The 26,161-nt window shown below is 68.9% G+C and carries 21 protein-coding genes; 15 read left to right on the forward strand and 6 right to left on the reverse strand.

Annotated features, from left to right (window positions below; translation table 11 throughout):
• Positions 1–14: 14 nt before the first annotated feature.
• From AC07OX_RS10650 to AC07OX_RS10665, 4 genes are read left to right on the forward strand one after another with little or no spacing between them, the layout of a single operon-like run.
• Positions 15–1,004, forward strand: a complete 990-nt coding sequence (locus AC07OX_RS10650; RefSeq protein WP_493192899.1) for a Bug family tripartite tricarboxylate transporter substrate binding protein — start codon at positions 15–17, stop codon at positions 1,002–1,004.
• Positions 1,005–1,020: 16 nt separating this feature from the next.
• On the forward strand, positions 1,021–2,382 hold the full coding sequence (gene gudD / locus AC07OX_RS10655) for a glucarate dehydratase (RefSeq protein ID WP_159272609.1): 1,362 nt from the start codon (positions 1,021–1,023) through the stop codon (positions 2,380–2,382).
• A 49-nt stretch (positions 2,383–2,431) separates the two neighbouring features.
• Positions 2,432–3,529, forward strand: a complete 1,098-nt coding sequence (locus AC07OX_RS10660) for an SMP-30/gluconolactonase/LRE family protein (RefSeq protein WP_495262794.1) — start codon at positions 2,432–2,434, stop codon at positions 3,527–3,529.
• 53 nt (positions 3,530–3,582) lie between these two features.
• Complete coding sequence (locus AC07OX_RS10665) at positions 3,583–5,019, forward strand: aldehyde dehydrogenase family protein (RefSeq protein WP_495262795.1); 1,437 nt, start codon at positions 3,583–3,585, stop codon at positions 5,017–5,019.
• Between the two features lie 210 nt (positions 5,020–5,229).
• Here AC07OX_RS10665 and AC07OX_RS10670 read toward each other — a convergent pair whose 3' ends face one another.
• Complete coding sequence (locus tag AC07OX_RS10670) at positions 5,230–6,771, reverse strand: glycine betaine ABC transporter substrate-binding protein (RefSeq protein ID WP_495262796.1); 1,542 nt, start codon at positions 6,769–6,771, stop codon at positions 5,230–5,232.
• A 110-nt stretch (positions 6,772–6,881) separates the two neighbouring features.
• Between AC07OX_RS10670 and AC07OX_RS10675 the strand changes: the two genes are divergently transcribed.
• A complete protein-coding gene (locus AC07OX_RS10675; RefSeq protein ID WP_495262797.1) occupies positions 6,882–7,940 on the forward strand; it encodes an ROK family protein in 1,059 nt (352 codons plus the stop codon).
• Between the two features lie 8 nt (positions 7,941–7,948).
• On the opposite strand, the gene AC07OX_RS10680 is transcribed toward AC07OX_RS10675, so the two are convergent.
• The 4 genes from AC07OX_RS10680 to AC07OX_RS10695 all read right to left on the reverse strand — a co-directional run bounded on the left by AC07OX_RS10680 (position 7,949) and on the right by AC07OX_RS10695 (position 13,473).
• On the reverse strand, positions 7,949–9,712 hold the full coding sequence (locus tag AC07OX_RS10680; RefSeq protein WP_495262798.1) for an Ig-like domain-containing protein: 1,764 nt from the start codon (positions 9,710–9,712) through the stop codon (positions 7,949–7,951).
• Between the two features lie 538 nt (positions 9,713–10,250).
• Positions 10,251–11,630 (reverse strand): phospholipase D-like domain-containing protein, encoded by a 1,380-nt coding sequence (locus AC07OX_RS10685; protein ID WP_095744593.1) that lies wholly within the window; start codon positions 11,628–11,630, stop codon positions 10,251–10,253.
• A gap of 25 nt (positions 11,631–11,655) precedes the next feature.
• Positions 11,656–12,324, reverse strand: coding sequence for a glutathione S-transferase family protein (locus tag AC07OX_RS10690; RefSeq protein WP_495262799.1), 669 nt, complete (start codon positions 12,322–12,324; stop codon positions 11,656–11,658).
• Positions 12,325–12,351: 27 nt separating this feature from the next.
• Positions 12,352–13,473, reverse strand: a complete 1,122-nt coding sequence (locus tag AC07OX_RS10695) for a 5-methyltetrahydropteroyltriglutamate--homocysteine S-methyltransferase (RefSeq protein ID WP_062470629.1) — start codon at positions 13,471–13,473, stop codon at positions 12,352–12,354.
• A 145-nt stretch (positions 13,474–13,618) separates the two neighbouring features.
• Here AC07OX_RS10695 and AC07OX_RS10700 point away from each other — a divergent pair, with 145 nt between their 5' ends.
• The 10 genes from AC07OX_RS10700 to AC07OX_RS10745 all read left to right on the forward strand — a co-directional run bounded on the left by AC07OX_RS10700 (position 13,619) and on the right by AC07OX_RS10745 (position 23,677).
• A complete protein-coding gene (locus tag AC07OX_RS10700; protein WP_495262800.1) occupies positions 13,619–14,728 on the forward strand; it encodes an aromatic ring-hydroxylating dioxygenase subunit alpha in 1,110 nt (369 codons plus the stop codon).
• The gene (locus tag AC07OX_RS10705) at positions 14,728–15,501 is read left to right on the forward strand and encodes a GntR family transcriptional regulator (RefSeq protein WP_062470623.1); all 774 of its coding nucleotides are present in this window, start codon (positions 14,728–14,730) and stop codon (positions 15,499–15,501) included. The genes AC07OX_RS10700 and AC07OX_RS10705 overlap by 1 nt, the downstream gene beginning before the upstream one ends.
• 43 nt (positions 15,502–15,544) lie before the next feature.
• On the forward strand, positions 15,545–16,534 hold the full coding sequence (locus AC07OX_RS10710) for a PDR/VanB family oxidoreductase (protein ID WP_307694247.1): 990 nt from the start codon (positions 15,545–15,547) through the stop codon (positions 16,532–16,534).
• Between the two features lie 155 nt (positions 16,535–16,689).
• Entirely contained in the window at positions 16,690–17,874 is a 1,185-nt protein-coding gene (locus tag AC07OX_RS10715; RefSeq protein WP_070059658.1) for an ABC transporter substrate-binding protein, read from the forward strand.
• A 327-nt stretch (positions 17,875–18,201) separates the two neighbouring features.
• Positions 18,202–19,074, forward strand: a complete 873-nt coding sequence (locus AC07OX_RS10720) for a branched-chain amino acid ABC transporter permease (protein ID WP_056582994.1) — start codon at positions 18,202–18,204, stop codon at positions 19,072–19,074.
• Position 19,075: 1 nt separating this feature from the next.
• Positions 19,076–20,062 (forward strand): branched-chain amino acid ABC transporter permease, encoded by a 987-nt coding sequence (locus AC07OX_RS10725; protein WP_062470615.1) that lies wholly within the window; start codon positions 19,076–19,078, stop codon positions 20,060–20,062.
• A complete protein-coding gene (locus AC07OX_RS10730) occupies positions 20,059–20,823 on the forward strand; it encodes an ABC transporter ATP-binding protein (protein WP_062470612.1) in 765 nt (254 codons plus the stop codon). The genes AC07OX_RS10725 and AC07OX_RS10730 overlap by 4 nt, the downstream gene beginning before the upstream one ends.
• Positions 20,816–21,523: an ABC transporter ATP-binding protein gene (locus AC07OX_RS10735; RefSeq protein ID WP_495262801.1), complete on the forward strand. Its 708-nt coding sequence runs from the start codon at positions 20,816–20,818 to the stop codon at positions 21,521–21,523. The genes AC07OX_RS10730 and AC07OX_RS10735 overlap by 8 nt, the downstream gene beginning before the upstream one ends.
• Positions 21,524–21,555: 32 nt before the next feature.
• A complete protein-coding gene (locus AC07OX_RS10740; protein ID WP_495262802.1) occupies positions 21,556–23,259 on the forward strand; it encodes a tannase/feruloyl esterase family alpha/beta hydrolase in 1,704 nt (567 codons plus the stop codon).
• Between the two features lie 118 nt (positions 23,260–23,377).
• Positions 23,378–23,677 (forward strand): putative quinol monooxygenase, encoded by a 300-nt coding sequence (locus tag AC07OX_RS10745; RefSeq protein WP_070059654.1) that lies wholly within the window; start codon positions 23,378–23,380, stop codon positions 23,675–23,677.
• A 9-nt stretch (positions 23,678–23,686) separates the two neighbouring features.
• Here AC07OX_RS10745 and AC07OX_RS10750 read toward each other — a convergent pair whose 3' ends face one another.
• Positions 23,687–26,059 carry a TonB-dependent siderophore receptor gene (locus AC07OX_RS10750; protein ID WP_495262803.1) on the reverse strand — a complete coding sequence of 791 codons (2,373 nt, stop codon included), beginning with the start codon at positions 26,057–26,059 and terminating at the stop codon, positions 23,687–23,689.
• Positions 26,060–26,161 lie beyond the last annotated feature (102 nt).

Below are 26,161 nucleotides of genomic sequence, written 5' to 3' on the forward strand. Positions count from 1 at the left end.
TCGGACCACCGCGCATGAAGAGAACGCAATTCCTGGCGACGGGCTTCGCGCTCGCCGCCACCGCGCTGCTGACGCCGCTGCACGCTTCGGCCCAGGCCGATGCATGGCCGCAGCAGAAGCCCGTGACGATCATCGTGCCGTTCCCCGCCGGTGGCTCCACCGACATGGTGGCGCGCGCATTGGCGCAGCAACTGCAGGGCAAGCTCGGCGGCAGCTTCGTCGTCGACAACCGGCCCGGTGCCACCGGCACCATCGGCACCGGCTTCGTGCGGCGCGCACTGCCCGACGGCTACACGCTGCTGGTGTCGTCGCTCGGCGCCTTCGTCGTCACGCCGCACCTGCAAAAGAGCGTGCCCTACGACGCCACCAAGGACTTCGACTACATCAGCGTGCCCGTGCAGGCGCCCAACGTGCTCGTGGCGAATGTCGCGCGGCCCGAGCGCAGCGTGGCCGACGTGCTCGCGCTGTTGCGCAAGACGCCCGGCAAGGTCTCGTTCGCGAGCTCGGGCAACGGCTCGTCCGATCACCTGTCGGCTGAACTCTTCTGGCAGCAATCGAAGACCGAAGGCGTGCACGTGCCCTACAAGGGCGGCGCGCCGGCGGTGAACGACCTGCTGGGCAACCAGGTCGACTTCTCGTTCCAGAACGTGAACGCCGTGCTGCCGCACATCCGCGCCGGCAAGCTGCGCGCGCTGGCCGTCACCGGCGACAAGCGCTCGCCCGTGCTGCCCGACGTGCCCACGCTCGCCGAGGCCGGCGTGAAGGGCGCCGAGGTCTATTCGTGGCAGGGCATGGCCGCACCCAAGGGCCTGCCGCCCGCCACGAAGAAGAAGCTGAGCGACGCGGTCATCGCCGCCATGCAGGACCCCGAGACGAAGAAGCGCATGCTCGACCAGGGCCTGGAAATCGTCGCCAGCACGCCCGAGGACTTCACCGCCTTCCAGTTGCGCGAGTGGGCGCGATGGAAGACATTGATCGACACCCGCCACATCACCGCAGACTGAGCCACCGAGCCCGAAGATGACCTCTCCTGAATCCGCTGCTTCCTCCGTCGTGTCGGGCGCGCCCGTCGTCACCGCCATGCGCGTCGTGCCCGTCGCGGGCCACGACAGCATGCTGATGAACCTCAGCGGCGCGCACGGCCCGTTCTTCACGCGCAACCTGCTGATCCTCACCGACAGCGCCGGCCACACCGGCGTGGGCGAGGTGCCGGGCGGCGAGAAGATCCGCCAGACGCTCGAAGACGCGCGCGACCTCATCGTGGGCCAGCCCATCGGCAACCACAACGCCGTGCTCAACCGCATGCGCAGCGCCTTCGCCGCACGCGACAGCGGCGGGCGCGGCCTGCAGACCTTCGACCTGCGCGTGACCATCCACGCCGTGACCGCCGCCGAAGCCGCGCTGCTCGACCTGCTGGGCCAGCACCTGGGCGTGCCCGTGGCCGCGCTGCTCGGCGAAGGCCAGCAGCGCGATGCGGTGCAGATGCTCGGCTACCTCTTCTACGTGGGCGACCGCACCAAGACCGACCTGCCGTACGAGACCGACCCCGGCGCCGACAACGACTGGTTCCGCCTGCGCCACGAAGAGGCCATGACCCCTGAGGCCATCGTGCGCCTGGCCGAGGCCACGCACGCGCGCTACGGTTTCACCGACTTCAAGCTCAAGGGCGGCGTGCTGCGCGGCGAGGAAGAGGTCGAGGCGATCCGCGCGCTGCACGCACGCTTTCCGCAGGCGCGCGTCACGCTCGACCCCAACGGCGGCTGGCTGCTGGCCGACGCCATCCGCCTGTGCCGCGACCTGCACGGCGTGATGGCCTATGCCGAAGACCCATGCGGCGCCGAGGGCGTGTTCTCGGGCCGCGAAGTGATGGCCGAGTTCCGCCGCGCCACCGGCCTGCCCACCGCCACCAACATGGTCGCCACCGACTGGCGCGAGATGGTGCACAGCCTGTCGCTGCAGTCGGTCGACATCCCGCTGGCCGACCCGCACTTCTGGACCATGCAGGGCTCGGTGCGCGTGGCGCAGCTGTGCCAGGCCTGGGGCCTGACCTGGGGCTCGCATTCGAACAACCACTTCGACGTGTCGCTCGCGATGTTCACGCACGTGGCGGCGGCGGCGCCCGGCAAGGTCACGGCCATCGACACGCACTGGATCTGGCAGGACGGCCAGCGCCTCACGAAGGCACCGCTGCAGATCGAAGGCGGCCTCGTGCAGGTGCCCACGCGCGGCGGCCTGGGCATCGAGCTCGACATGGCCGAGGTCGAGAAGGCGCACCAGCTGTACCTGAAGCATGGCCTGGGCGCGCGCAACGATGCGCAGGCGATGCAGTTCCTCATTCCGAACTGGACCTTCGACAACAAGCGCCCCTGCATGGTCCGCTGAGCGCCCGGTGCCTTCGTGCGCTGACGGCTGAAACATCCAAGGAGACTGAATGAACAAGCACATGGATCGCCGTCGCCTGCTGCAAGCGGCTGCCGGCTCGGCACTCGGCGCCGTGGCCGCCGCCGCGGGCGCCCAGTCGTTTCCCTACAAGCCGCAGCAGCGGTATCCCGATCCGTCGGTGCTGATCCTCGACCCCAGCTTTGCGAAGTACCGCATCTACAGCAGCACGCTCGAGCAGGTCGGCACCGGCATGCGCTGGGCCGAGGGCCCGGTGTACCTGCCGCGCGAGGGCTACCTCGTGTGCAGCGACATCCCGAACAACAGGCTGATGCGCTACGAGGAGAAGACCGGCGAGTTCAAGGTCCACAAGGCGAACGCCGGCTACTGCAACGGCAACACGCGCGACCGGCAGGGCCGCCTCATCAGCTGCGAGCACTCGGTGACGCGGCGCGTGGTGCGCACCGAGGCCGACGGGCGCATGACCGTGCTGGCCGACCGCTACCAGGGCAAGCGGCTGAATTCGCCGAACGACGTGGTGGTGAAGTCGGACGACACCGTGTGGTTCACCGACCCGCTCTTCGGCATCTCGGGCACGTGGGAAGGCGAGAAGGCCGCGCCCGAGCAGGCGACGACCAACGTGTACCGCCTCACGCCCGACGGCCAGCTCTCGGCGGTGATCACCGACCTCGTGAATCCCAACGGCCTGGCCTTCTCGCCGGACGAGAAGAAGCTCTACGTCGTCGAATGGAAGGGCACGCCCAACCGCAGCCTCTGGAGTTATGACGTGGCGGCCGATGGCAGTGTGTCGAACAAGGCGAAGCTCATCGATGGCACGGGCGCTGCGGCGCTCGATGGCTTTCGCGTCGACCGCGACGGCAATCTCTGGATGGGCTGGGGCTGGAACGGCGCCGTCGCTCCCGAACCCGTCGATGCCGGCAACGGCATGAAGGTCTATCAGCCGCAGGCGAAGTCCGAAGACCTCGATGGCGTCAAGATCTTCAACGCGCAAGGCAAGCCCATCGGTTTCATCCGCTTGCCCGAACGCTGTGCCAACCTCACCTTCGGCGGCCCCAAGAACAATCGCCTCTACATGGCGGCCAGCCATTCGCTGTACGCCCTCTACGTGGAGTCCGAAGGCGCCACCTAGCCTTGGGACTTTTCCAGCCTCCTCACCGCAACACGCACACAAGGACATCGACGATGACTGAATTCAACAACCTCATCAATGGCGAATGGCTGGCTGGCCAAAGCTACAGCCCCAACATCAACCCCAGCAACCTGGCCGACGTGCTGGGCCAGTACACGCAGGGCGACAAGGGCCAGGTCGACGCTGCCGTGGCCGCCGCCACCGCCGCCTTCCCCGCCTGGGCGACGGGCAGCATCCAGGCGCGCTCCGACTCGCTCGACAAGATCGGCACCGAGATCCTCGCGCGCAGGGAAGAGCTCGGCACGCTGCTGGCGCGCGAAGAGGGCAAGACCAAGGCCGAAGGCATCGGCGAGGCCACGCGCGCGGGGCAGATCTTCAAGTTCTTCGCGGGTGAGTGCCTGCGCCTGTCGGGCGAGGTGCTGCCGTCAGTGCGTCCGAACATCGGCGTGGAGATCACGCGCGAGCCGGTCGGCGTGGTCGGGCTCATCACGCCGTGGAACTTTCCCATCGCGATTCCTGCCTGGAAGATCGCGCCCGCATTGGCTTTCGGCAACTGCGTGGTGCTCAAGCCCGCCGACCTCGTGCCGGGCTGCGCGTGGGCGCTGGCTGAGATCATCAGCCGCTCGGGCATTCCGGCCGGCGTGTTCAACCTCGTGATGGGGCGCGGCAGCGTGATCGGCGATGCGCTGGTCAACCACCCCGGCATCCACGCGATCAGCTTCACGGGCTCGGTGGGCGTGGGCCGCAACATCGCGATCCAGTGCGTCACCAACCACAAGAAGGTGCAGCTCGAAATGGGCGGCAAGAACCCGCAGGTGGTGCTCGACGACGCCGACCTCGCGCAGGCCGTGGAGCTCAGCGTGCAGAGCGCCTTCTACTCGACCGGCCAGCGCTGCACGGCGTCGAGCCGCCTCATCGTGACCGAAGGCATCTACCCGAAGTTCATCGAGGCGATGAAGACGCGCATGGCAAAGATCAAGGTCGGCGACGCGCTCGCGCAGGGCACCGACGTGGGCCCGGTCTCGTCGAAGTCGCAGCTCGACCAGGACATGGAATACGTCGCCATCGGCAAGGGCGAAGGCGCCACGCTGGCGGCCGGCGGTGAACTGCTGAAGCTGGAGACGGACGGCTACTACATGTCGCCGGCGCTGTTCAGCGAGTCCGCTGCGAACATGCGCATCAACCGCGAGGAGGTGTTCGGGCCGGTGGCGAGCGTGATCCGCGTGAAGAACTACGAAGAGGCACTGGCGACGGCGAACGACACGGAGTTCGGTTTGTCGGCCGGCATCGCGACGACCTCGCTGAAGTACGCGACGCACTTCAAGCGCCACAGCCAGGCGGGCATGGTGATGGTGAACCTGCCGACGGCGGGGGTGGACTATCACGTGCCGTTCGGTGGACGCAAAGGGTCGAGCTATGGGCCGCGTGAGCAGGGCAAGTACGCGCAGGAGTTCTTCACGACGGTGAAGACGGCTTACACGTTGGCCTGACGCTTCTTCTTGTCTCGTTGGAGGGCCCCCTGTTTGGGGGCTTTTTTATGTCCGCTTGGTTCGGGGCGCGTGCGCAGCCCATCAACGACCGCACTGAACACGCTCACGCCGATGCGGTGCCTTGCGCAGCGAAATCAAGGAGGAGGCCGAAGGCCGGGGGACATTCGCGGAGCAAGGTACCGCGTCGGCGGGAGTGTCGCCCTGAACAGCTCAGGCCAATGGCGCCCTGCGGCTGCGACGCATCAGAAATTCGATCAGCTCGAAGATGCCTTCGCTGATCAGCGCCATGGCCGCAGCCGGCAGCGCTCCCGCCATCAACAGCTCGCGATCGTTGAGCGCGAGTCCTGTCACGATGCGCTCACCGAAGCCGCCCGCGCCGATGAAAGCCGCGATGGTGGCCGTGCCGATGGCAATGGCTGTCGCGGTGCGAACGCCCGCCAGCAGCGTGGGCAAAGCGAGAGGCAGCAGCACCAACTGAAGGCTCTGCGGCGGCGTCATGCCCAGCGCGGTGCCGGCCAGTCGAAGCCCGTTCGGCACTTCGGCCAGCCCGGTCACGGTGTTGCGCATGATCGGCAGCAGCGAATACAGCGTGAGCGCGATGAGCGCGGGCAGGGCGCCGATGGCGCCGAGCAGCGAGATCAGCACCGCGAGCAGCGCCAGCGACGGCACGGTCTGCATCACGCTCGCGAAGCCCAGCACCACGGCACGCAGCCGTAGGTGCGGAAACACGAGGATCGCGAGCGGCACGCCGATGAGGATGGCCACGCCGACCGACACCGCCACCAGCAGCAGGTGCTGGCGCGCCAGCGGCCAGAGGTCGGGGCCGAAGAGCTTGGCCGTGAAGCCGCGCGCGGCGCTCGGCGGGGTCTTGCCGTCTTTGGTGGCGCCGGCGAGGAAGTCGCGCGCGATGGTGTCGAAGCGCACGCCCTGCAGTTCGGCGCGTGCGTTCATCGCGATCATCGCGTGCTCGTCGATCTTGCCTTCGAGCGCCTGCAATGCGGCCCAGGCCTTCGGCAGCCGCGCAGGCAGGTCGAGCTTGTAGAGCACCACCGCGTCGTAGCGCGGAAAGTACTGCTTGTCGTCCACGAGCACGCGCAGGCCGAGGTGGTCGATCTTGGCGTCGGTGGTGTAGATGTCGATGGCGTCGATCTGCTTGGCCGTCATCGCCTCGTAGGCCAGGCCGTGGTCGAGCCCGGTCGGCGTCTGCGTGAAACCGTAGCGCGCGGCCAAACCTTTCCAGCCGTCGGCGCGGCCGATGAATTCGTTCGACAGCCCGATGCGCAGCTCGGGGTGCCGGGCCAGGTCGCTCAGCGTGCGCAGCCCGAGCTTGTCGGCATCGGCGGCGCGCACGGCCAGCGCGTAGCCGTCGTTGAAGCCCAGCGGAATCGCCACGCCCAGCCCGAGCGGCGCGAGCGCGGCGTTCATCGCCTCGCGCGTGTCGGCGGGCGAGCCCTTGAGGATCTCGAGTGCGATGGTGCCGGTGTATTCGGCGTACAGGTCGATGGCGCCCGAGCGCAGCGCCTCGTACACGATGGCCGTGTTGCCCAGCCCCTGCCGCACGACGGGCGGCGACGCGGTGTGCGGCGCGGCGGTCTGCGCCAGCACCTCGGCCAGGATGTACGACTCGGTGAAGCGCTTGGAGCCGACGCGCAGCGTCTCGTCGGCGGCCTGCGCGCGGGGGGCGGCGGCGGCCAGCCAGAGCATCGCGAAAAGCCACAGGGCGGCGAGCCAGAAGCGGCGAGGCAGGTGCATCCGGATCAGTGTATCGGCATCGCCGCGCCAGCCGTACCCGTCCGTCTCCTACACGCCGTGGTGCGCGAAGCCGATGCGCCACGGGCGCGCAGCGGCCCATAGTGGCCGTCATGAAAAAAACCAGGCACGCGCCCCCCGGTCCCGACATCCACGGCCTGCGCGAGCTGCCCGGCCTGCGCGTGGACGGCTACAGCCTGCAGCTGCGCGACAAGGACGGCTTCGTCGGCGACCAGGCCAGCCAGACGGCGTTTCGCGAACTGCTCGAGCGCTGGCGCAAGCGGCGCCGCAAGACCGGCCGCGACCCGCTGGGCGCGGCCCATTCGCGCGACCTGAGCAAGAAGCAGCTCGACCGCGCGCTGCAGGGAAAGACCGCCACGGCCGCCGGCGACGTGATGCATGGCGCCATCGAGGAGTTCGCGGAAGAACTGGCCTTCGTGGTCCAGCGCTTCGTGCGCCAGCCCTCGTGGCGCAAGGTGCAGCGCATCGTGGTCGGCGGCGGCTTTCCCGAGAGCGACGTGGGCGAGCGCGCGATCCTGGAGGCGGGCGCGATGCTCGAAGACCTGGGCGTGCACGTGCAGCTGGGCCGGCTGTCGCACAACGTGGACGACGGCGGGCTGATCGGCTGGGCGCACCTGACGCCGCCGCCACTGCTGAAGGGGCACGACGCCATCCTGGCCGTGGACATCGGCGGCACCAATGTGCGCTGCGGCATCGTGAAGACGCGCCACCGCAAGGCGGCCGACTTCTCGCGCGCGAAAGTGGTCAAGCGCGAGAAGTGGCGCCACGCCGACGACGGCCCGAACCGCAGCCACATGGTCGAGCGCATCGCCGACATGCTCGAGGACATGGTGATCTACGCCGAGCGCCGCAAGATCCGGCTCGCGCCCTTCATCGGCATCGGCTGCCCGGGGCTGATCCGTTCCGACGGCTCGATCGCGCGCGGCGCGCAGAACCTGCCGGGCGACTGGGAGAGCCGGGCCTTCCACCTGCCGGCCGCGCTGTGGCGGCGCCTGCCGATCATCGGCTCGGGCGCGACGCTGGTGCTCATGCACAACGACGCGGTGGTGCAGGGCCTGAGCGAGCTGCCCTTCATGCGCGACGTGCGCCACTGGGGCGTGCTGACCATCGGCACCGGGCTGGGCAACGCCAGCTTCACGAACCGGCGTTGAGTTCGGTCTTACAGATCCTCGGGCCGCAGTTCCGCGCCGACGCGCGCGGTGGTCGAGGTGGTGGCGACGTTGCCCGCCGCATCGGTGGCGCGCAGCTCGATGTTCGCCAGGCCGGCGCGCGCGGGCGTCCAGCTGCAGGCGTAGGGCGCGGCGCGCAGCGCGCAGACGGTCTTGCCGTCGACGATGAAGGCCAGCTCGGCCACGCCGGTGTCGTCGGTCGCGCTGGCCGACAGCCGCACCGGCAGGCCGGCGGCCGACGCCGCCATGGACGGCACGTTCAGCGTCACGGTCGGCGCCGTGGCGTCGGCGGGCGCGCGCACGATCACCTGCGCCGACGCGACCTCGGCATTGCCCGCGGCATCGATGGCGATCACGCGGACGATCTGCACGCCCGGCGCGGTCGGCGTCCAGTGGCAGGTGTAGGGCTGGGCGGTGAAGGTGCAGATCGGCAGGCTGTCGGTGCCGATCACCTTCACGCCGAACACGCCGACGTTGTCGACCGCCACGGGCGCCAGCGCCACGGGCTGGCCCACGGTCGCCATCGCGGGCGCGGCCAGGGACACGACCGGCTTCTGGCTGTCGGGCACGCCCAGCGGCAGATCGATGGTGAAGGCCGCCTGCCCCTGCACCGCCTTCTGCTCGAAGGCGTCGAAGATGGTGAACCAGGTCGCGCCCGGTGCGCGGCCCGGGGCCTGGGCCTTCACGAGCAACGTGGTCTTGCCGACGGCGAAGCAGCTGAAGCCGCAGCGCCAGTCGAAGACGAAGCGGCCTTCGGCGTTGGTCGTGCCCTGCGCGATCGGCTCCAGCGGCTTGCCGGCGCCCGGGTCGCGCCACACCGACACCGGTGCGCCGGCCAGCGCGGCGCCGCTCTCGCGCTCGGTCACGCGCACCTGCGTGGCGGTGGTCGTGGCCATGAACTTCGAGCTGCCGAGCTTGGGCCAGTCGCGCCAGTCGGTGTTGATCTGTGCCTTGGTGCCTTCGGTGAAGCGGATCAGGCCGAGCGTGGCGACGCGGTTGGCGGCCGGGTCGTAGCGCTGCTCGAACACGGTGCCCAGCAGCGGGTCGAGGCGCCAGTGCTGGCGCGGCCACCAGTAGCGGTCGGTGTGCTTCACCAGGGCCAGGTCGCTGGCGGGCGCGGTCTCGGTGGTGTCGGCGACAGCGATGGCGTTGTAGTACTCGCCCGAGCCGGCGCCGAACACGTGCTCCAGCTCGTGCAGCAGGGTCTTGAGCTGGCGGCCGAGGTAGTCCTTCTCGGTGGATTCGGGCGCGGCCGGCGTGATGGCGCGCGACAGGCGCAGCGGGTCGTGGACGGCGGTCCAGTTCAGGTTCCAGGTCACGCCGGTGGGCGGGAAGGTGGTGCTGGTGGTCAGGCCGCCGTGGCTGTAGCCGCGCTTCGAGGGGCCGACGCACAGCACGATCTCGCCGCCGGCCACGCCGTTGAAGCCGCAGGGCGGCGCCGCGCCGGGCGCGACGATCTGCAGGTCTTTCGCGGGGTCGAAGGTGAAGCTGCGCACCGTCTCGCGCTGGAACACGGTGTTGAGGTCGGCCACGTACTGCGCGAGCCGGCGGCCGGCTTCGGGCGCGCCGATGTCGGCCGCCAGTTGCGGGTCGATGAAGAAGCGCAGGCGGTGCACGCTCGGCGTGGCGCGGCCGACTTCGTTCATGGCTGCCCAGGTCGGGGCGGCGGACAACGGCAGCAGCAGGGCCAAAACGACAGGCAAGGCTGCGCCCAGCCGGCGCGCGAGCGCCAGCAGCGAATCAATGAAAGGCATCGATTTTTCTCCCCGTGCTCAGGGGAATCCGGCAGTGATCGACAACAAAGGGGATCGCTTGGGGCCGTGCGAAGGTGTCGCCCGGCGCCCAGCGCTCAAACCCCGCGGCGACCGCCTTTGCCGGTCACGCTCCTGCATCGCATCGAGGTCGCCGAAGGCGATACGCCCTGACGGGCGCCGGTGCTTCTGAAGTGCGGGGGACTACTGGTTGCTCATTCAGCGCGGAGGGCGGGCGGACCGCTCATTCCTCCACACGATGTGGCAACAATCAGTGAACCTTTATCTTAATTTCTGGGCTAGTAGGAAGGGGGCTTGCGTCGCTGTAGTGGTGCCTGTTATTTGGGCACTTTCTCACGACAACGGCGGTACGAATGGCGCTTCGGTGGGCCCCATGAGGCCGGGCCGGAGCGGGCTGCCCCGCGATGCAGGGGGCTCCGGAAGAACGGTCATCCACCGGAACCGGTGGCGATTCTAGTGTGAATGTTCAATTGGTTGCAATTGTGTTGCATTCGTGCATCTTGGGCGATGCGCCGCTCGCCTACAGCTGGAAGGCGACGGTCAGCAGCAGCCCTTCGGCCACGTCGCGCAGCAGCCCCGGGCGCCGCGCGCGGTAGGGCTCGCCGGCCGAGGCGGTGGTCTCGATCCATTCGGCCAGCCATTCGATGTCGTCGTGGCCGTAGAACACCACCGCCGCCTCGTGGTTCAGCAGCAGGCTGCGCAGGTCGAGGTTGATCGAGCCGCACATCGCCAGTTCGTCGTCGACCACCACGGCCTTGGCGTGGGCCATGAAGGGCAGCATGCGAAAGCTCACGCCGGCGCGCGCCAGGTCGCGCATGGCGCGTGCGCGCACGAAGTCGGCCAGCCGGTGGTTCGACTGCGCGGGCATCGCGATGGTCACCTGCACGCCGCGCCGCGCGGCGAGGCGCAGCGCGTCGCGCAGGCCGTCGCCGGGCACGAAGTAGGGCGTGATCGCGAGGATGCGGTGCTCGGCGCGAAAGCAGGCGTCGATGAGCAGCGCGTGCGCCGTGTCCTCGGTCTGGTCGGGGCCGCTCGGCAGGAACTGGGCCATCGCGCAGCCGGGGCCCGCGGGCACGTCGGCGGCGGTGATTGCGCGTGCCTTGCGCCCGCGCACCGAGCTCCAGTCGTGGTCGAACTGGCGCGCGGCGGCGGCGGCCACGCTGCCCTGCAGGTCGAAGGACAGGTCGTGCCAGGCTTCGGGGTGCTTGTCGTTGCCGGAGAAGTACTCGCCCGCCAGGTTGCGCCCGCCCGACCACAGCCAGCGGTCGTCGGCGATGGTGAGCTTGCGGTGGTTGCGCAGGTTGCGCGGCCCGATGCGGCGCAGGCTGAAGAAGGGGCGGAACACCGCCACCTCGCCGCCGGCCGCGCGCAGCCGGTCGAAGTGATGGCGCGGCAGCGAGAGCGCGCCGAAGCCGTCGAGCAGCACGCGCACCTTGACGCCCTCGCGCGCGCGCTGCGCGAGCCGCGCCAGCACGGCATGGCCGAGCGCGTCGTCGCCGATGATGAAGGTGCACACGTCCAGGCGCTGGCGCGCGCCGTCGATCACCTCGAACAGCGCCTCGCGCGCGGCCTCGCCGTCGGCGTGCATGCGGATCGCGCAGCGCCCGGGCGGCGCCAGGCCGAAGCTCTCGATCAGGTCGGCCGCCCAGTGGCCCGGCGGCAGCGAACGCGGCGGCCGGGGCGCGCCGGCCGGGCGCAGCTTGCGCTGGCCGAACAGCAGGTACATCGGAAGGATCACGTACGGCATGAGCACCAGCCCCATGACCCACGCGATGGCGGTGGTGGGGGCGCGCTGCTCGCGGCGCGTGCGCGTGGTCAGCACATAGACCAGCAACGCGAAAGTGACGACAAGAAAATGCTGCGAAGGGGAGGGCAGCCAGTCGAAGAGGGTGTCCGGCATGGGCGGGTGATGCCTCGGTGCCCGCTCAGCGCTGCAGGAAGGCCGGCACGCCGCGCCCTTGCGAAGCCAGGAACCGCATCATCGGAGCGACCACCGCGCGTACCGCGGGCCGCGCGCCCACGCGCTCGCGCCAGGCCACGAGGCGCGGCGTGCCCTCGGTCATGCCGGCGCCTTTGCGGTCGGCGAACACATGCGCCATGTAGAAGGCGATGTCGGCGAAGGAGTAAGGGCCGGCCAGGTATTCGCGCGTGGCGAGCAGGCCCTCCATCTCTTCGTAGAAGCGCGCGCAGCCGGCGCATGCGGCCACGGCCGGCGCGCTCTGCATGGCGTCCTGCAAGCCGAAGAGCTTGATGACGTTGGGGAAGAACACCTCGTCCGACTTCTGCTCCAGCTGCCGCGCGCGGGCCCGGTCGGCAATGCCTTCGGGCCACAGCGCCGGCTGCGGATAGCGGTCTTCGAGGTACTCGAAGATCTGCGTCGAGTCGAACAGCGCCACCTCGTCGTCGACCAGCACCGGCACCTGCTGCTTCACCGGGTTCACGCGCAGCACCTCGGGGTGCTTGGGCTCGTAGGTATCGTCCTTCGTGAACGGCACCATGATGAGCTCGAAAGTGATGCCTTTTTCGTACGCGGCGATCTGCACCTTTGCGCCGAACATGCTGAGGGGGCCGGAGTAAATCTGCGTCGTCGTCATGCCCCCGACTTCAACAGAAACCGCGCGTCAGGTCGAGCCCCAGACTTCCTGCGCCGTTTCGACGACAAGGCGCAGCTTGTTGCGCTGTGCTTCGACGGCGATGTTGTTGCCATGCACCGTGCTGGAGAAGCCGCACTGCGGCGACAGCGCGAGCTGGTCGAGCGAGGCGTACTTGCTGGCGTCCTCGATGCGGCGCTTGAGTTCGTCCTTGTCTTCCATCTCGCCGAACTTGGTGGTCACGAGGCCGAGCACCACCGTCTTGCCCTTGGGCAGGTAGCGCAGCGGCTTGAAGTCGCCCGAGCGGGCGTCGTCGTACTCCATGAAGTAGGCGTCGAGGTCCATCTCCTTGAGCAGCGCCTCGGCCACCGGCTCGTAGTTGCCGGCCGCGGCGTGCGTGCTCTTGAAGTTGCCGCGGCACAGGTGCATGGCCAGCAGCATGCCCGGCGGCTTCTGTGCCACCACCTTGTTGATGAATGCTGCATAGCGGTGCGGCAGTTCGTTCGGGTCGTCCCCGCGCTTGCGGGCGGCTTCGCGCATGTGCTCGTCGCACAGGTAGGCGAGGTTGGTGTCGTCCATCTGCACGTAGGTGCAGCCGGCGGCGGCCAGCGAGCGCAGCTCGTCGCCATAGGCCTTGGCCACGTCGTCGTAGAACACCGGGTCGAGCTCGGGGTACGCGTCCTTGCTGATGCCCGCGCGGCCGCCGCGGAAGTGCAGCATGGTCGGCGAGGGGATGGTCACCTTCGGCGTGCGGCCGGCCGACACCTGGCTCTTGAGGTACTGGAAGTCGGCGAGCTGGATGTCCTTCACGTGGCGCACCTTGTCGATCACGCGCATTGCGGGCGGTGCCAGTTCCTCGGTGCCGTCGGGGCGGCGGATGGTGACCGGAATGTCGGTCTTCACGCCGCCGAGCTGGTCGAGGAAGTCGATGTGGAAGTAGGTGCGGCGGAACTCGCCGTCGGTGATGCTCTTGAGGCCGATGTCTTCCTGGAAGCGGACGATCTCGGTGATGGCCTTGTCTTCGACCTCGCGCAGTTGCTCGGGCGTGATCTGGCCCTTGGCTTTCTGCTCGCGGGCTTCGAGCAGGTACTGCGGGCGCAGGAAGCTGCCCACGTGGTCGTAGCGGGCGGGCAGGGCGGCATGCTGGGACATGGAATGAACTCCGTCGTGACTGTGAACGAGCGGAATCCTATCGCCTTCGAGAAAAGCCTGTTTGTATACGTAGACGTCAGTGTTTACCCTTGAATAAGAGGTTTCATGATGGAATTCTTCGCTGTTCTGTATACATTGCGTATTCATGAAGACGCCCACGACCGCCTTTCCGCTCAACGCCTGGTATGCCGCCGCCTATGACGTCGAAGTGCGTCACGCGCTGCTGCCACGCACCATCTGCAACCAGAAAGTGGTGCTGTTCCGTCGCACCGATGGCCAGGTGGCCGCGCTCGAAGACGCCTGCTGGCACCGGCTGATGCCGCTGTCGCTGGGCCGCCTCGAGGGCGACGAGCTGGTCTGTGGCTACCACGGCCTGGTCTACAACAGCCAGGGCCGCTGCACCCACATGCCGAGCCAGGAAACGCTCAACCCCTCGGCCTGCGTGCGCAGCTTTCCGGTGGTCGAGAAGCACCGCTTCGTGTGGATCTGGCCCGGCGACCCGGCCAAGGCCGACCCGGCGCTGGTGCCCGACATGCACTGGAACGACGACCCGGCCTGGGCCGGCGACGGCAAGATGATCCGCGTCAACTGCGACTACCGCCTCGTGGTCGACAACCTCATGGACCTCACGCACGAGACCTTCGTGCACGGCTCGTCCATCGGCAACCGCGAGGTGGCCGAGGCGCCCTTCGTGGCCACGCACGGCGACCGCTCGGCCACCGTCACGCGCTGGATGGAGAACATCGACGCGCCGCCGTTCTGGGGCAACCAGATCCGCCACGCGCGCGGCTACACGGGCAAGGTCGACCGCTGGCAGATCATTCGTTTCGAAGGCCCGTGCACCGTGAACATCGACGTCGGCGTGGCCGAGGCGGGCAGCGGCGCGGTGCCGTCGAACGACAACCCCGGCGACCGCAGCAAGGGCGTCAACGGCTACGTGCTCAACACCATCACGCCCGAGACCGACAAGACCTGCCTGTACTTCTGGGCCTTCTCGCGCAACTACTGCCTGGGCGAGCAGCGCCTCACGCACGAGCTGCGCGAAGGCGTCTCGGGCATCTTCCGCGAGGACGAGATCGTGCTCGAGGCACAGCAGAAAGCCATCGACGAGCACCCCGACCACCAGTTCTACAACCTCAACATCGACGCCGGCTCGATGTGGGCGCGCCGCCTCATCGACCGCATGATCGAGAAGGAACGGCCCGCGCGCGCCGCGATCCCGATCCGTCCCGCTCCAGAGAGCCAGGCCGCGTGATGAAGGTCGCCACCGTCTCTCCCGCCGAGCCCGGCGACAGCGGCAGCTCGCAGGCCGTGAAGGCGCAGCTGCGGCTGCGCGAAATGATCCTGGCGGGCGAGCTGCCCGGCGGCGCGCGCATTGCCGAGGTCGCCATTTCCGAACAGCTCGGCGTGTCGCGCACACCGGTGCGCAGCGCGTTGATGCGGCTCGAACAGGAAGGCCTGCTCGAAGCGCTGCCCAACGGCGGCTATGCGGTGCGCACCTTTTCCGAACGCGACGTGGCCGATGCCATCGAGCTGCGCGGCACGCTCGAAGGCCTCGTGGCGCGGCTGGCGGCCGAGCGCGGCGCGGCGCCCGTGGTGCTGCGCGAAGCGCGCGCCTGCCTCACGCGCATCGACGAGCTGCTGCGCGAGCCCGCGCTCGACGACGCGGCCTTCTCGCGCTACGTGACGCACAACGAAAAATTCCACGCGCTGCTGTGCGAGATGGCGGGCAGCCCCGTCATCGCGCAGCAGCTCGAGCGCGTGGTCAACCTGCCGTTCGCCTCGCCCTCGGGCTTCGTCATCGTGCAGGCCAATTCGCCGGCCGCGCGCGACATGCTCGTGATCGCGCAGGACCAGCACCTGCAGGTGCTCGATGCCATCGAGTCCGGCGAGGGTTCGCGCGCCGAGGCGCTGATGCGCGAGCACAGCCGCATCGCGCGGCGCAACCTGCGCGAGGCGCTGCATGGCACGCCGAGCGCCGAACAGCGTCCGCTGCCGGGCGTGCAACTGATCCGCCGTCGCGGCTGATCGACGACTTCTTTTTCTTCTCTTTCCCTGCTGGTGTTCCCCGATGAAAAGCGATCTTCAATGGATGCAGGCGCAGGTGGTGGCGCTGCGCGACGTCACGCCCACCGTGCGCGAGTTCACGCTGCGCCCCGACACCGACTTCGTCGCCGCGCATGAGCCCGGCGCCCACCTGCAGGTGCAGGTGATGACCGAGCAGGGCCGCGTGCAGACGCGCTCGTACTCGCTGGTGGGCGAGGGCGACGGCAGCTGCTGGCGCATCGCCGTCAAGCGGCTGGACGACGGCCGGGGCGGCTCGCGCGCGATGTGGCGGCTGGCCGAGGGCGACCGGCTGCAGGTGAGCGCGCCGCAGAACCACTTTCCGCTCGACCTCGCGGCGCCCGGCTACCTGCTGGTGGCCGGCGGCATCGGCATCACGCCGCTCGTGCTGATGGCACAGCGCCTGGGCGCGCTGGCGCAACGCCGCGGCGTGCCGGTGGCCATGCTGTACGGCGCGCGCCACGCGGGCGAGTTCGGCTACCTCGACACCCTGCGCGACGCGCTGGGCGAGGCCGGCGTGCAGGCGCACGAAGGCGCCGCGCCCATCGACTTCGACGCCGCCATCGCCGCGCTGCCACCCGGCGGCCAGCTCTACACCTGCGGCCCGGTGCCGATGCTCGAGGCCGTCAAGCGCGCCTGGGCCGCGGCCGGCCGGCCGCTCGCCGACCTGCGCTTCGAAACCTTCGGCAGCAGCGGCCGCCTCGCCACGCAGGCCTTCACCGTGCGCATTCCTCGCCACGACCTGTCGATCACCGTGCCGGCCGACTGCACCCTGCTCGACGCGCTCGATGCGGCCGGCGTGCAGACCCTGTCGGACTGCAAGCGCGGCGAGTGCGGCCTGTGCGCCATGGACGTGCTGGCCGTGGACGGCGAGGTCGATCATCGCGACGTGTTCCTGAGCCCGCACGAGAAGCAGGCGACCACGCGCATCTGCGCCTGCGTGTCACGCGCCGTGGGTACGCTCACGCTCGATTCCGCGTACCGCCCGGACCGTTGAAAACATCGGTTGCGCGATCATCGCGCAACCATTCGACTGATCGCGCAACAAAGACCCGTGCGGCGGGTGGGTAGGTGGTTGCCTGCTCCGTCAATTGTTGCGAATTGTTCAAAATACGCCCGGTTTCGCGTTCCGTCCCTCAAAGGAAAAATTCCATGCAAAGACGCCATCTCATCCAGACCGCCGGCCTTTCGGCGATTGCGCTCGCCACCGCGCTGTCGCTGCCTGTGGCCAGCGCCCAGGACAACAAGTTCAAGATCGGCCTGATCCTGCCGATGACGGGGCAGTCGGCCTCCACCGGCCGCCAGATCGAGGCCGCCGCGCGCCTGTACATGGCACAGAACGGCGACACCGTGGCCGGCAAGAAGGTCGAGCTGATCGTGAAGGACGACACCGGCCTGCCCGACGTGACCAAGCGCCTGGCGCAGGAGCTCATCGTCAACGACAAGGTCAACGTGATCGCCGGCTTCGGCATCACGCCGGCCGCGCTGGCCGCCGCGCCGCTGGCCACGCAGTCGAAGACGCCGCAGGTCGTGATGGCCGCCGCCACCTCGAGCATCACCGAGGCCTCGCCCTACATCGTGCGCAGCAGCTTCACGCTGCCGCAGGTGTCGGTGGTGATGGGCGACTGGGCGCCCAAGAACGGCGTGAAGTCGGTGGTCACGCTGGTCACCGACTACGGCCCGGGCAACGACGCCGAGAAGTTCTTCAGCGACCGCTTCCAACTCAACGGCGGCAAAGTGCTCGAGAAGCTGCGCGTGCCGCTGCGCAACCCCGACTTCGCGCCGTTCCTGCAGAAGGTGCGCGACGCCAAGCCCGACGCGCTGTTCGTCTTCGTGCCCTCGGGCGCGGGCGCGGCGGTGATGAAGCAGTTCCTGGAGCGCGGCATGGACAAGGCCGGCATCAAGATGATCGCCACCGGCGACGTGACGGATGACGATCAACTGAACGACATGGGCGACGGCGCGCTGGGCGTGGTCACCTCGCACCACTACTCGGCCGCGCACCCCTCGGCGCTGAACAAGAAGTTCGTCGAGGCCTTCCAGAAAGCCAACCCCAAGATGCGCCCCAACTTCATGGCCGTGGGCGGCTATGACGGCATGCGCGTGATCTACGAAGCGCTCAAGACCACCAAGGGCCAGGGCGGCGGCGAAGCGCTGCTGGCGGCGATGAAGGGCCAGGTCTTCGAAAGCCCGCGCGGCCAGGTGCTGATCGATGCGCAGACGCGCGACATCGTGCAGGACGTGTACCTGCGCAAGGTTGAAAAGAAGGACGGGCAGCTCTACAACATCGAGTTCGACGTGTTGAAGGGTGTGAAGGACCCGGGTAAAGCCAAGTAATTTCGCTTCGCCGGTGGGAGCGCCGCCGTTCAGGGCGTCGCTCCCGTCGACGGGGTGCCTTGCTCCGCGAATGTCCCCCGGCCTTCGGCCTCCTCCTTGATTTCGCTGCGCAAGGCACCCCATCGACGTGAGCGTGTTCAGAGCACTGGCTGATCGGCTGCGAACCGACAGCGTGCCTTGTGCTCAGGGCACAGGGTGCTTCCCGCAGCGAAATCAAGGAGGAGGGCGAAGGCCGGGGGACATTCGCGGAGGGAAGTACCCGGTGGCCTGTGCACGCACCCCGAATAGCAGCATCCTGAACGACCGCACCAGACCCAGACAACCGACATGCTGACCATTCTTTTCGACGGCATCGCCTACGGCATGCTGCTCTTCGTCCTCGCCGTGGGGCTGGCCGTGACGCTCGGGCTGATGAACTTCATCAACCTCGCGCACGGCGCCTTCGCCATGGCGGGCGGCTACCTCACCGTGTTCGCGATGCAGAAGTTCGGCGTGCCGTTCCTGGCCTGCCTGCCGCTCGCGTTCATCGTCGTCGCGCTGGCCGGCGCGCTGCTGGAGCGCACGCTCTACCGGCCGATGTACGGCAAGCCGCACCTGGACCAGGTGCTGTTCTCCATTGGCCTGGCGTTCATGGCCGTCGCGGCCGTCGACTACTTCGTCGGCTCGTCGCAGCAGAACCTGCAACTGCCCGAGTGGCTGCGCGGGCGCAGCGAATTCGGCGACGGCGCATTCCTGCTGGGCATGGGCCATTACCGCATCTTCATCATCGCCGTGTGTGCGGTGCTCACCGTGGTGCTGCAGCTCATCCTCTCGAAGACGCGCTTCGGCAGCCGCCTGCGCGCCGCCGTCGACGACCCGCGCGTGGCCGCCGGCCTGGGCATCAACGTCAACATCGTGTTCCTGCTGACCTTCGCCGTGGGCTCGGGCCTGGCCGGGCTGGGCGGTGCGCTGGGCGCGGAAATCCTCGGGCTCGACCCGACGTTTCCGCTCAAGTACATGATCTATTTCCTCATCGTCGTCTCGGTCGGCGGCACCTCGTCGATCACCGGGCCGCTCGCCGCCGCGCTGCTGCTCGGCATTGCCGACGTGGCCGGCAAGTACTTCATTCCGAAGATGGGCGCGTTCACCGTCTACCTGCTCATGATCCTGATCCTCATGTGGCGGCCGCAAGGGCTGTTCACGCGCAAGGGGGGCCGCTGACATGAGCGCGCCTGCCTATGAATCGGCCCTGCTGCGCACCGCGCGCTGGCGCCCCTGGGAGTTCGTGGTCTGGGCCGTGGCCTTCGCGCTGCCGCTGGCCATGCCCTCGCACTCGCTGCTGGTCAACGAGATCGCCATCGTCGCGCTGTTCGCGATGTCGCTCGATCTCATCCTCGGCTACACCGGCATCGTGTCGCTCGGGCACGCGGCCTTCTTCGGCTTCGGCGCATACGCCGCCGCGCTGTTCGCCAAGCTCGTCATGCCCGACCCGACCGTCGGCCTCGTGTTCGCCACCGTGCTGTCGGCCGTGCTCGGCCTCGTGGCCAGCGTGACCATCCTGCGCGGCAGCGACCTCACGCGGCTCATGGTCACACTGGGCACCGCGCTGCTGCTGCTCGAACTGGCCAACAAGCTCGACTGGCTCACCGGCGGCGCCGACGGCCTGCAGGGCGTGGTCATGGGGCCGGTGCTCGGCCTCTTCGAATTCGACCTGTATGGCCGCACGGCCGCCTGGTACTCGCTGGCCGTGATGCTCGTGCTGTTCCTCGTGATGCGCCGCATCGTGCATTCGCCCTTCGGTGCCACGCTCAAGGCCATCCGCGACAACCGGCTGCGCGCCATGGCCATCGGCATTCCCGTGGTGTCGCGGCTCGCCGTGGTCTACACCGTGGCCGCCGGCATCGCGGGCGCCGCGGGCGCGCTGCTGGCGCAGACCACCGGCTTCGCTTCGCTCGACGTGCTGGCCTTCGACCGCTCGGCCGACGTGCTGCTGATGCTGGTCATCGGCGGCGTGGGCTGGCTGTACGGCGGCGTGGCCGGCGCCATCGTCTTCAAGCTGCTGCAGACCTGGCTGTCGTCGGTGACGCCGCAGTACTGGATGTTCTGGATCGGCCTCATCCTCGTGCTGCTGGTGCTCGTGGGGCGCGACCGCCTGCTCAAGCCGTGGACCTGGTTCGGCGCTGCAAAGAAGAAGGGCGGTGCGGCATGACCACCGACACCGTGCTCTCGACGCAAGGCCTCGTGATGCGCTTCGGCGGCATCACCGCCACGAACAACGTCACGATGGAACTGAAGCGCGGCGCGCGCCATGCGCTCATCGGCCCGAACGGCGCGGGCAAGACCACGCTGATCAACCTGCTGACCGGCGTGCTCACGCCGACCGAAGGCCGCATCTCGCTGCTCGGCGAAGACATCACCACGCTCGCGCCGCACAAGCGCGTGGCGCGCGGGCTGGTGCGCACCTTCCAGATCAACCAGCTCTTCGACTCGATGACGCCGCTGGAAACGCTGGCGCTCGTGGTGTCGCAGCACAAGGGCATCGGCGCGCAATGGTGGCGCCCGCTGGGTGCAGACAAGCGCATCGCCGAGCGGGCCGGGCAACTGCTGGAGCAGTTCCACCTCGCCGACGTCGCGCAGCAGCAGACGAAATTCATGGCTTACGGCAAGCGCCGCCTGCTGGAGATCGCCATTGCGCTGGCCTGCGAGCCACGCGTGCTGCTGCTCGACGAGCCCGTGGCGGGCGTGCCTGCCGGCGAGCGTGAAGAGCTGCTGCAGACCGTGGCCGCGCTGCCGGCCGACGTGTCGGTGCTGCTCATCGAGCACGACATGGACCTGGTGTTCAGCTTCGCCGACCGCATGACCGTGCTGGTCAACGGCGCGCTGCTGACCGAGGGCGACCCCGAGACGATCGCCAACGACCCGAAGGTCAAAGAGGTCTACCTGGGCCACGGAGAACATGCCCATGTCTGAACTGCTGCGCATCGAGAACCTGAGCGCCGGCTACGGCGAGGCCGTGGTGCTGCACGACGTGGCCTTCACGCTCGGCGAGGGCCAGACGCTCGCGCTGCTGGGCCGCAACGGCACCGGCAAGACCACGCTCATCAACACGCTGGCCGGCGCCACGCGCCAGCACGGCGGCACCATCGCGCTCGGTGGGCAGGCGGCGCTGCACAAGCTGCAGCCGCACCAGCGCGCGGCGGCCGGCATCGGCTGGGTGCCGCAGGAGCGCAACATCTTCAAGTCGCTCACGGTGCACGAGAACCTGACGGCGGTGGAGCGGCCCGGCCAGTGGAACCCGCAGCGCGTCTACGAGATGTTCCCGCGCCTGGCCGAGCGCAAGACCAACCTCGGCACGCAGCTCTCGGGCGGCGAGCAGCAGATGCTGGCCGTGGGCCGCGCGCTGGTGCTCAACCCGAAGCTGCTGCTGCTCGACGAGCCGCTCGAAGGCCTGGCGCCGATCATCGTGGAAGAGCTGCTGCGCGCCATCCGCCGCATCACGCAGGGCGAAGGGCTGGCCGCGATCATCGTGGAGCAGCACCCGCAGGCGATCCTCGCGATCTCCGACCAGGCCGTGGTGCTCGACCACGGGACCATCGTGCACACCGACACGGCTGCGGCGTTGCGTGCGCAGCCGGAAGTACTCGACCGGCTGCTGGGCGTGGCGCGGTAGCCGCCACAGCGAACAACCAAGGAGACAGACAGATGGCGACCCCGAAGACAGTGTTTTGCGGGGGCGCCATGCTGGCGACCGCCGCCTTGCTCGCCGCATGCGGCACGGCCCCGAACGGCCCCACGCGCCTCGGCCTCGGCGCCGATCCGGCCCAGGCCTGCGCGGCGCTCACCGCGCCGGTGGCGGCCAGCGCCATCGGCCTGCCCAGCGGCGCGGCGACGATCGACTCGGCGGCGCTCGTGCCGGCGTCTGCACTGGCCGTGGCCGAGCGCGGCCCCAGCCCTGCGTCGCGCATCACGCCGGCGATGCCTGCGTACTGCAAGGTGCTCGGGCGCATCGCACCGCTCGACGCGAGCGCGCCGCCGATCCTGTTCCAGGTCAACCTGCCGCTTGCGTGGAACGGGCGCAGCGTGCAGTACGGCGGCGGGGGCTTCAACGGCACGCTGATCACCGGCCTGGCGCTGGTGCCTGCCGCGCGCTTCGACCTGCCCACGCCGCTGGCGCAGGGCTACGTGACCTACGGCACCGACTCGGGCCACCAGAACGTGCAGGGCCAGCCGCCGCAGGCCTTTGCGCTCAACGACGAGGCGCTCGTGAACTTCGCGCATGCCTCGTACAAGAAGGTGCGCGACGTGGCGGTGGCGTTGACGCAGCGCGCCTACGGTCAGGCGCCGCAGAAGCTCTACTTCATGGGCAGCTCCGAAGGCGGGCGCGAAGCGCTCACGATGGCGCAGCGCTATCCGCAGGACTTCGACGGCATCTTCAGCCGCGTGCCGGTGATCAACTGGACCGGGCTGCAGCATGCGGGCACGCGCAACGGCATCGCCACCTTCGGCGAAGGCTGGCTGCGGCCCGCGCAGGTGCAGCTGGTGCACAACGCGGTGCTCGCGTCGTGCGACGCGACGGACGGCGTGGCCGACCGCATCGTGTCGGACCCGGTGGCCTGCCTGCAGCGCTTCGACCCGGCCACCTTGCGCTGCGCATCGGGCACGAGCGGCGACAACTGCCTCAACGACGCGCAGGTGCAGGCGGTGCGCACGCTGCGCTCGCCGTGGCGCTCGCCCGTGCCGCTGGCGCATGGCGTCACCGAGTACCCGGGCTGGGGCATCGGCGGCGAAGGCACGCCGGCCTTTGCGTCGATGGGCGGCTGGAACGCCTGGTGGACCGGCACCGCCGCGCCGACCGTGCCGCCGCAGCCGAGCAACGGCATCGCGTGGTTCTACGGTAGCGGGGCGCTGCAGTATTTCTACGCGCGCAATCCGTCGCTCGACGTGCGCAACTACCGCGCCGAAGACTTCGCCGCGCGCATCGCCACCGTGTCGCAGCTGATGGATTCGACCAACCCCGACCTGAGCGCCTTCCATGCGCGCGGCGGCAAGCTGCTGATGCTGGAGCACATGGCCGACTACGCGCAGAGCCCGTTCGCGGGCATCCGCTATTACGAGTCGGTGGTGGCACGCATGGGCCGCGAGAACGTGGACCGCTTCATGCGCCTGTACACCGCGCCCGGTGTCGACCATGTGGGCAGCGGCGCACCGGCCAACGTCGACATGCTCGGCGCGCTGGCCGACTGGGTCGAGCGCGGGCGTGCACCGGCCGGGCTGCAGCTGCTTGAACAGGAGGTGCAGCCGCCGTTCAAGACCACGCGTGCGCGTCCGCTGTGCGAGTGGCCGTTGTGGCCGCGCTATGTGAATGGCGATGCGTCGCAGGCGGCGAGCTTCCAGTGCAGCCGGTAGCGCGCGCTTGAAGCGGTCGCGATCTTCAAGGGGCGATTGAAGGAGTTTCGGGGCGAGGGGGCTTTTTCATGTGCGAGGGTCGCCGCAGACTGCAGGCATCCGAACTTCACAACGACCCATGAGCACCACGCCCCTCATCAGCATCGCCGTCCTGAAGGCCAAGACCGGCCAGCGCGAGGCGCTGCGCGACGCCTTGAGCGCGCTGGTGGCGCCCACGCGGCAAGAGCCTGGCTGCCTCGACTACACCTTGTTCGAACTGCGCGACGAGCCCGGCAGCTTCTACATGCGCGAGTCGTTCCAGGACCAGGCCGCGTTGGATGCGCACTTCGCCACGCCGTATTTCCAGGCCTTCGAAAAGCGGTTCGACGCGCTGCTGGACGCGCCGATCCGGCTGGTGTTCCTGGAGAAGGTCGCCTAGGCGCCGGCCTCAGAACTGGTACTTCGCGCTCGCGACCACCGCGCGTTCGCTGCCGGGGTAGTACTTGCTGTACGCGCGCGATGCGGCGTACTGGCGGTTGGCCAGGTTCGTGGCGCTCAAGGCGAAGCGCCAGGGCCCGCGCTTGTAGTGCACCGTCGCGTCGAGCAGCGCGACGCCGCCTTCGGACGAGGTGTTGCCCACGTCGTTCCAGCGCTTGCCGATGTAGCGCACGCCGCCGCCGAAGCCGAAGCCGTTGCCCATCGTGTAGTCGAGCCAGAGCGAGGCCGTGTTGCGGGGCACCTGGATCGGTGTCTTGCCGCGCTCGGTCTCGTTGGCGCTCTCGCGCACCTGGGTGTCGAGCCAGGTGTAGGAGGCCGTGAGGTTCAGGTCGCGTGCCAGCTCGGCCTTGGCTTCGAGTTCGAGCCCGCGCGAGCGGATGCGGCCGATCTGGCGCGCCTCGAAGGTGTTCTGGTCGTAGGTCACCACGTTGGATTTGCGCAGGTCGAACACGGCCGCGGTGAACAGCGCGCGCGTGCCCTCGGGCTGGAACTTGACGCCGGCCTCCACCTGCTTGCCACGGCTCGGTCGGAACGGCGTGCTGTTCAGGTCGACGCCGCTGGTCGGCATGAAGGATTCGGCGTAGCTGAGGTACGGTGCCCAGCCGTTGCCGACGAGGTAGCTCAGGGCCGCACGGCCGCTGAACTTGTCGTCGGTCTGAGTCGTGCGCTCGCCCTTCAGCCGATCGTAGGTGGCGGACTTGACGTGGTCCTGCCGGCCGCCGAGCGTGAGTAGCCAGTGGGGGCCGAACTTGATCTGGTCCTGTGCGTACACGCCGAGCTGCTCGGTGGTCTGCGTGAAGTTGCTGTCGGGCCGGAACGGTTCCGCCACCGGCAGGCCGTTGACGGGAACGCGCAGATCCAGGCTCGGCGCCGGCCCGGAGAACTGCTTGGCCGTGTACCGGACGCGCGACCAGTCGACGCCGAACAGCAGCGTGTGCTCGACGTCGCCGGTGCGCACGCGGCCCTGCAGCTGCGTGTCGGCGGTCCATTGGTTGACCCATTCGGGGGCGAAGCGCGCGGTGCGCCGCAACGTGTAGCCGTCGGGTGCGAGGTTGACGACCACGTGGTGCTTGTCGGTGTCGAAGCTGAAGTAGCGCGTGTTCTGGCGCACCGTCCAGTCGTCGTTGATGTGGTGTTCGAACAGGTAGCCGAGCGACGATTGCTGCTGCTTGATCCGGCTGTAGTTCGGTTCGCCCTGGATGAGCCCGGTGTCGCGCCCCTTCGCGTCGGTCACGTTGAAGGTGTCGTCGCTGGCATCGCTCTTCAGGAATTCGCCGAGCAGGGTGAACGAGGTGGCGGCCGACGGCTGCCAGCGCAGCGAAGGCGCGAGGTAGCTGCGCTTCACTTCGGCGGGGGCGCCGTTGGGATAGCGCTGCTGGCTGTTGCTGTCCAGCTCGACGCCCACGAGGCGGTAGCTCAGCGTGTCGCTCAGGGCGCCGCCCAGGTCCACGGCCAGCTGCTTGCGCTGGAAGCTGCCGTACTGCACTTCGATCTCGCGCGTGGGCGTGCTGCTCGGCATCTTGCTGACGCGGTTGACGATGCCGCCCGCATCGCCCAGCCCGAACATCACCGACGACGGGCCGCGCAGCACCTCGACGCGCTCGACGCCGTAGGGCTCGGTCAGCGAGTAGGCGGGCAGCAGCAGGCCGTCGCGGTACATGGCGTTGCCTGCGGTGGCGTCGAAGCCGCGCAGCAGCAGCCAGTCGATGCCGCGTGCGTCGTAGCCCCAGTTGCCGGCGACCACGCCCGGTGCGTAGCGCACGGCTTCCATCACGGTCTGCACGCCGCGCGCTTCGAGTTCTTCGCGGCCGATGACGGAGATCGACTGCGGCACTTCGAGGATCGGCGTGTCGGTCTTGGTGGCGCTCTGGCTGCGCCGGGCGACATAGCCCGGCACCGGGCCCAGGCTGGTTTCGAGTTCGGCCGTGGCGCTCACGGTCACGGCCGGCAGGGTGGCGCCGGCGGCACTTGGCGCTTTCTCGATCACCAGCGTGCTGCCCGCTACGCGGCCGGCCAGCCCGCTGCCCTGGAGCAGTTGCGCGGCAGCGGCCTGCACGCTGAGGCTGGCCTGCACCGGGCGGCCCTGCAGGCCCTGCAGCAGGCCCGGCGCCGCCAGCAGCTGCACGCCGGCCTGGCGCGCGAGCTGGTTCAGCGCCTGGTCCAGCGGCTGGGCGGGGATTGAGAAGGCGATGGCTGCGCCGGCGGCGGGCGGTGTCGCGCTCTGAGCCCAGGCGGTCTGGCTGGCTTGAGCGACCAGGCACAGCACGGCCGCCGCGATCAGGTGGCGCCGGCCGGCGTGGAGAAGAAGGTGGCGGGAGGGCATGCGGTTCTCTCGGTTCAGGTCGGGGTCATGAAAATTCCGGGACATCCGCGGGGCGGTTGTTCCGGGCTCCATGGACTGATACGACCGAGCGAGCGCAATCCC

The organism is Variovorax sp. GW821-FHT09D07 (assembly GCF_059416345.1).

What these genes read in the sequence shown, in the direction of transcription:
- AC07OX_RS10725 (WP_062470615.1), top strand. Translation starts at nt 19,076, where the DNA reads ATGAGCGCGCCTGCCTATGAATCGGCCCTGCTGCGCACCGCGCGCTGG.
- AC07OX_RS10690 (WP_495262799.1), bottom strand. Translation starts at nt 12,324, where the DNA reads ATGACGACGACGCAGATTTACTCCGGCCCCCTCAGCATGTTCGGCGCA.
- AC07OX_RS10665 (WP_495262795.1), top strand. Translation starts at nt 3,583, where the DNA reads ATGACTGAATTCAACAACCTCATCAATGGCGAATGGCTGGCTGGCCAA.
- AC07OX_RS10715 (WP_070059658.1), top strand. Translation starts at nt 16,690, where the DNA reads ATGCAAAGACGCCATCTCATCCAGACCGCCGGCCTTTCGGCGATTGCG.
- gudD (WP_159272609.1), top strand. Translation starts at nt 1,021, where the DNA reads ATGACCTCTCCTGAATCCGCTGCTTCCTCCGTCGTGTCGGGCGCGCCC.
- AC07OX_RS10670 (WP_495262796.1), bottom strand. Translation starts at nt 6,771, where the DNA reads ATGCACCTGCCTCGCCGCTTCTGGCTCGCCGCCCTGTGGCTTTTCGCG.
- AC07OX_RS10660 (WP_495262794.1), top strand. Translation starts at nt 2,432, where the DNA reads ATGAACAAGCACATGGATCGCCGTCGCCTGCTGCAAGCGGCTGCCGGC.
- AC07OX_RS10695 (WP_062470629.1), bottom strand. Translation starts at nt 13,473, where the DNA reads ATGTCCCAGCATGCCGCCCTGCCCGCCCGCTACGACCACGTGGGCAGC.
- AC07OX_RS10685 (WP_095744593.1), bottom strand. Translation starts at nt 11,630, where the DNA reads ATGCCGGACACCCTCTTCGACTGGCTGCCCTCCCCTTCGCAGCATTTT.
- AC07OX_RS10750 (WP_495262803.1), bottom strand. Translation starts at nt 26,059, where the DNA reads ATGCCCTCCCGCCACCTTCTTCTCCACGCCGGCCGGCGCCACCTGATC.
- AC07OX_RS10700 (WP_495262800.1), top strand. Translation starts at nt 13,619, where the DNA reads ATGAAGACGCCCACGACCGCCTTTCCGCTCAACGCCTGGTATGCCGCC.
- AC07OX_RS10735 (WP_495262801.1), top strand. Translation starts at nt 20,816, where the DNA reads ATGTCTGAACTGCTGCGCATCGAGAACCTGAGCGCCGGCTACGGCGAG.
- AC07OX_RS10745 (WP_070059654.1), top strand. Translation starts at nt 23,378, where the DNA reads ATGAGCACCACGCCCCTCATCAGCATCGCCGTCCTGAAGGCCAAGACC.
- AC07OX_RS10720 (WP_056582994.1), top strand. Translation starts at nt 18,202, where the DNA reads ATGCTGACCATTCTTTTCGACGGCATCGCCTACGGCATGCTGCTCTTC.
- AC07OX_RS10680 (WP_495262798.1), bottom strand. Translation starts at nt 9,712, where the DNA reads ATGCCTTTCATTGATTCGCTGCTGGCGCTCGCGCGCCGGCTGGGCGCA.
- AC07OX_RS10730 (WP_062470612.1), top strand. Translation starts at nt 20,059, where the DNA reads ATGACCACCGACACCGTGCTCTCGACGCAAGGCCTCGTGATGCGCTTC.
- AC07OX_RS10675 (WP_495262797.1), top strand. Translation starts at nt 6,882, where the DNA reads ATGAAAAAAACCAGGCACGCGCCCCCCGGTCCCGACATCCACGGCCTG.
- AC07OX_RS10740 (WP_495262802.1), top strand. Translation starts at nt 21,556, where the DNA reads ATGGCGACCCCGAAGACAGTGTTTTGCGGGGGCGCCATGCTGGCGACC.
- AC07OX_RS10650 (WP_493192899.1), top strand. Translation starts at nt 15, where the DNA reads ATGAAGAGAACGCAATTCCTGGCGACGGGCTTCGCGCTCGCCGCCACC.
- AC07OX_RS10710 (WP_307694247.1), top strand. Translation starts at nt 15,545, where the DNA reads ATGAAAAGCGATCTTCAATGGATGCAGGCGCAGGTGGTGGCGCTGCGC.
- AC07OX_RS10705 (WP_062470623.1), top strand. Translation starts at nt 14,728, where the DNA reads ATGAAGGTCGCCACCGTCTCTCCCGCCGAGCCCGGCGACAGCGGCAGC.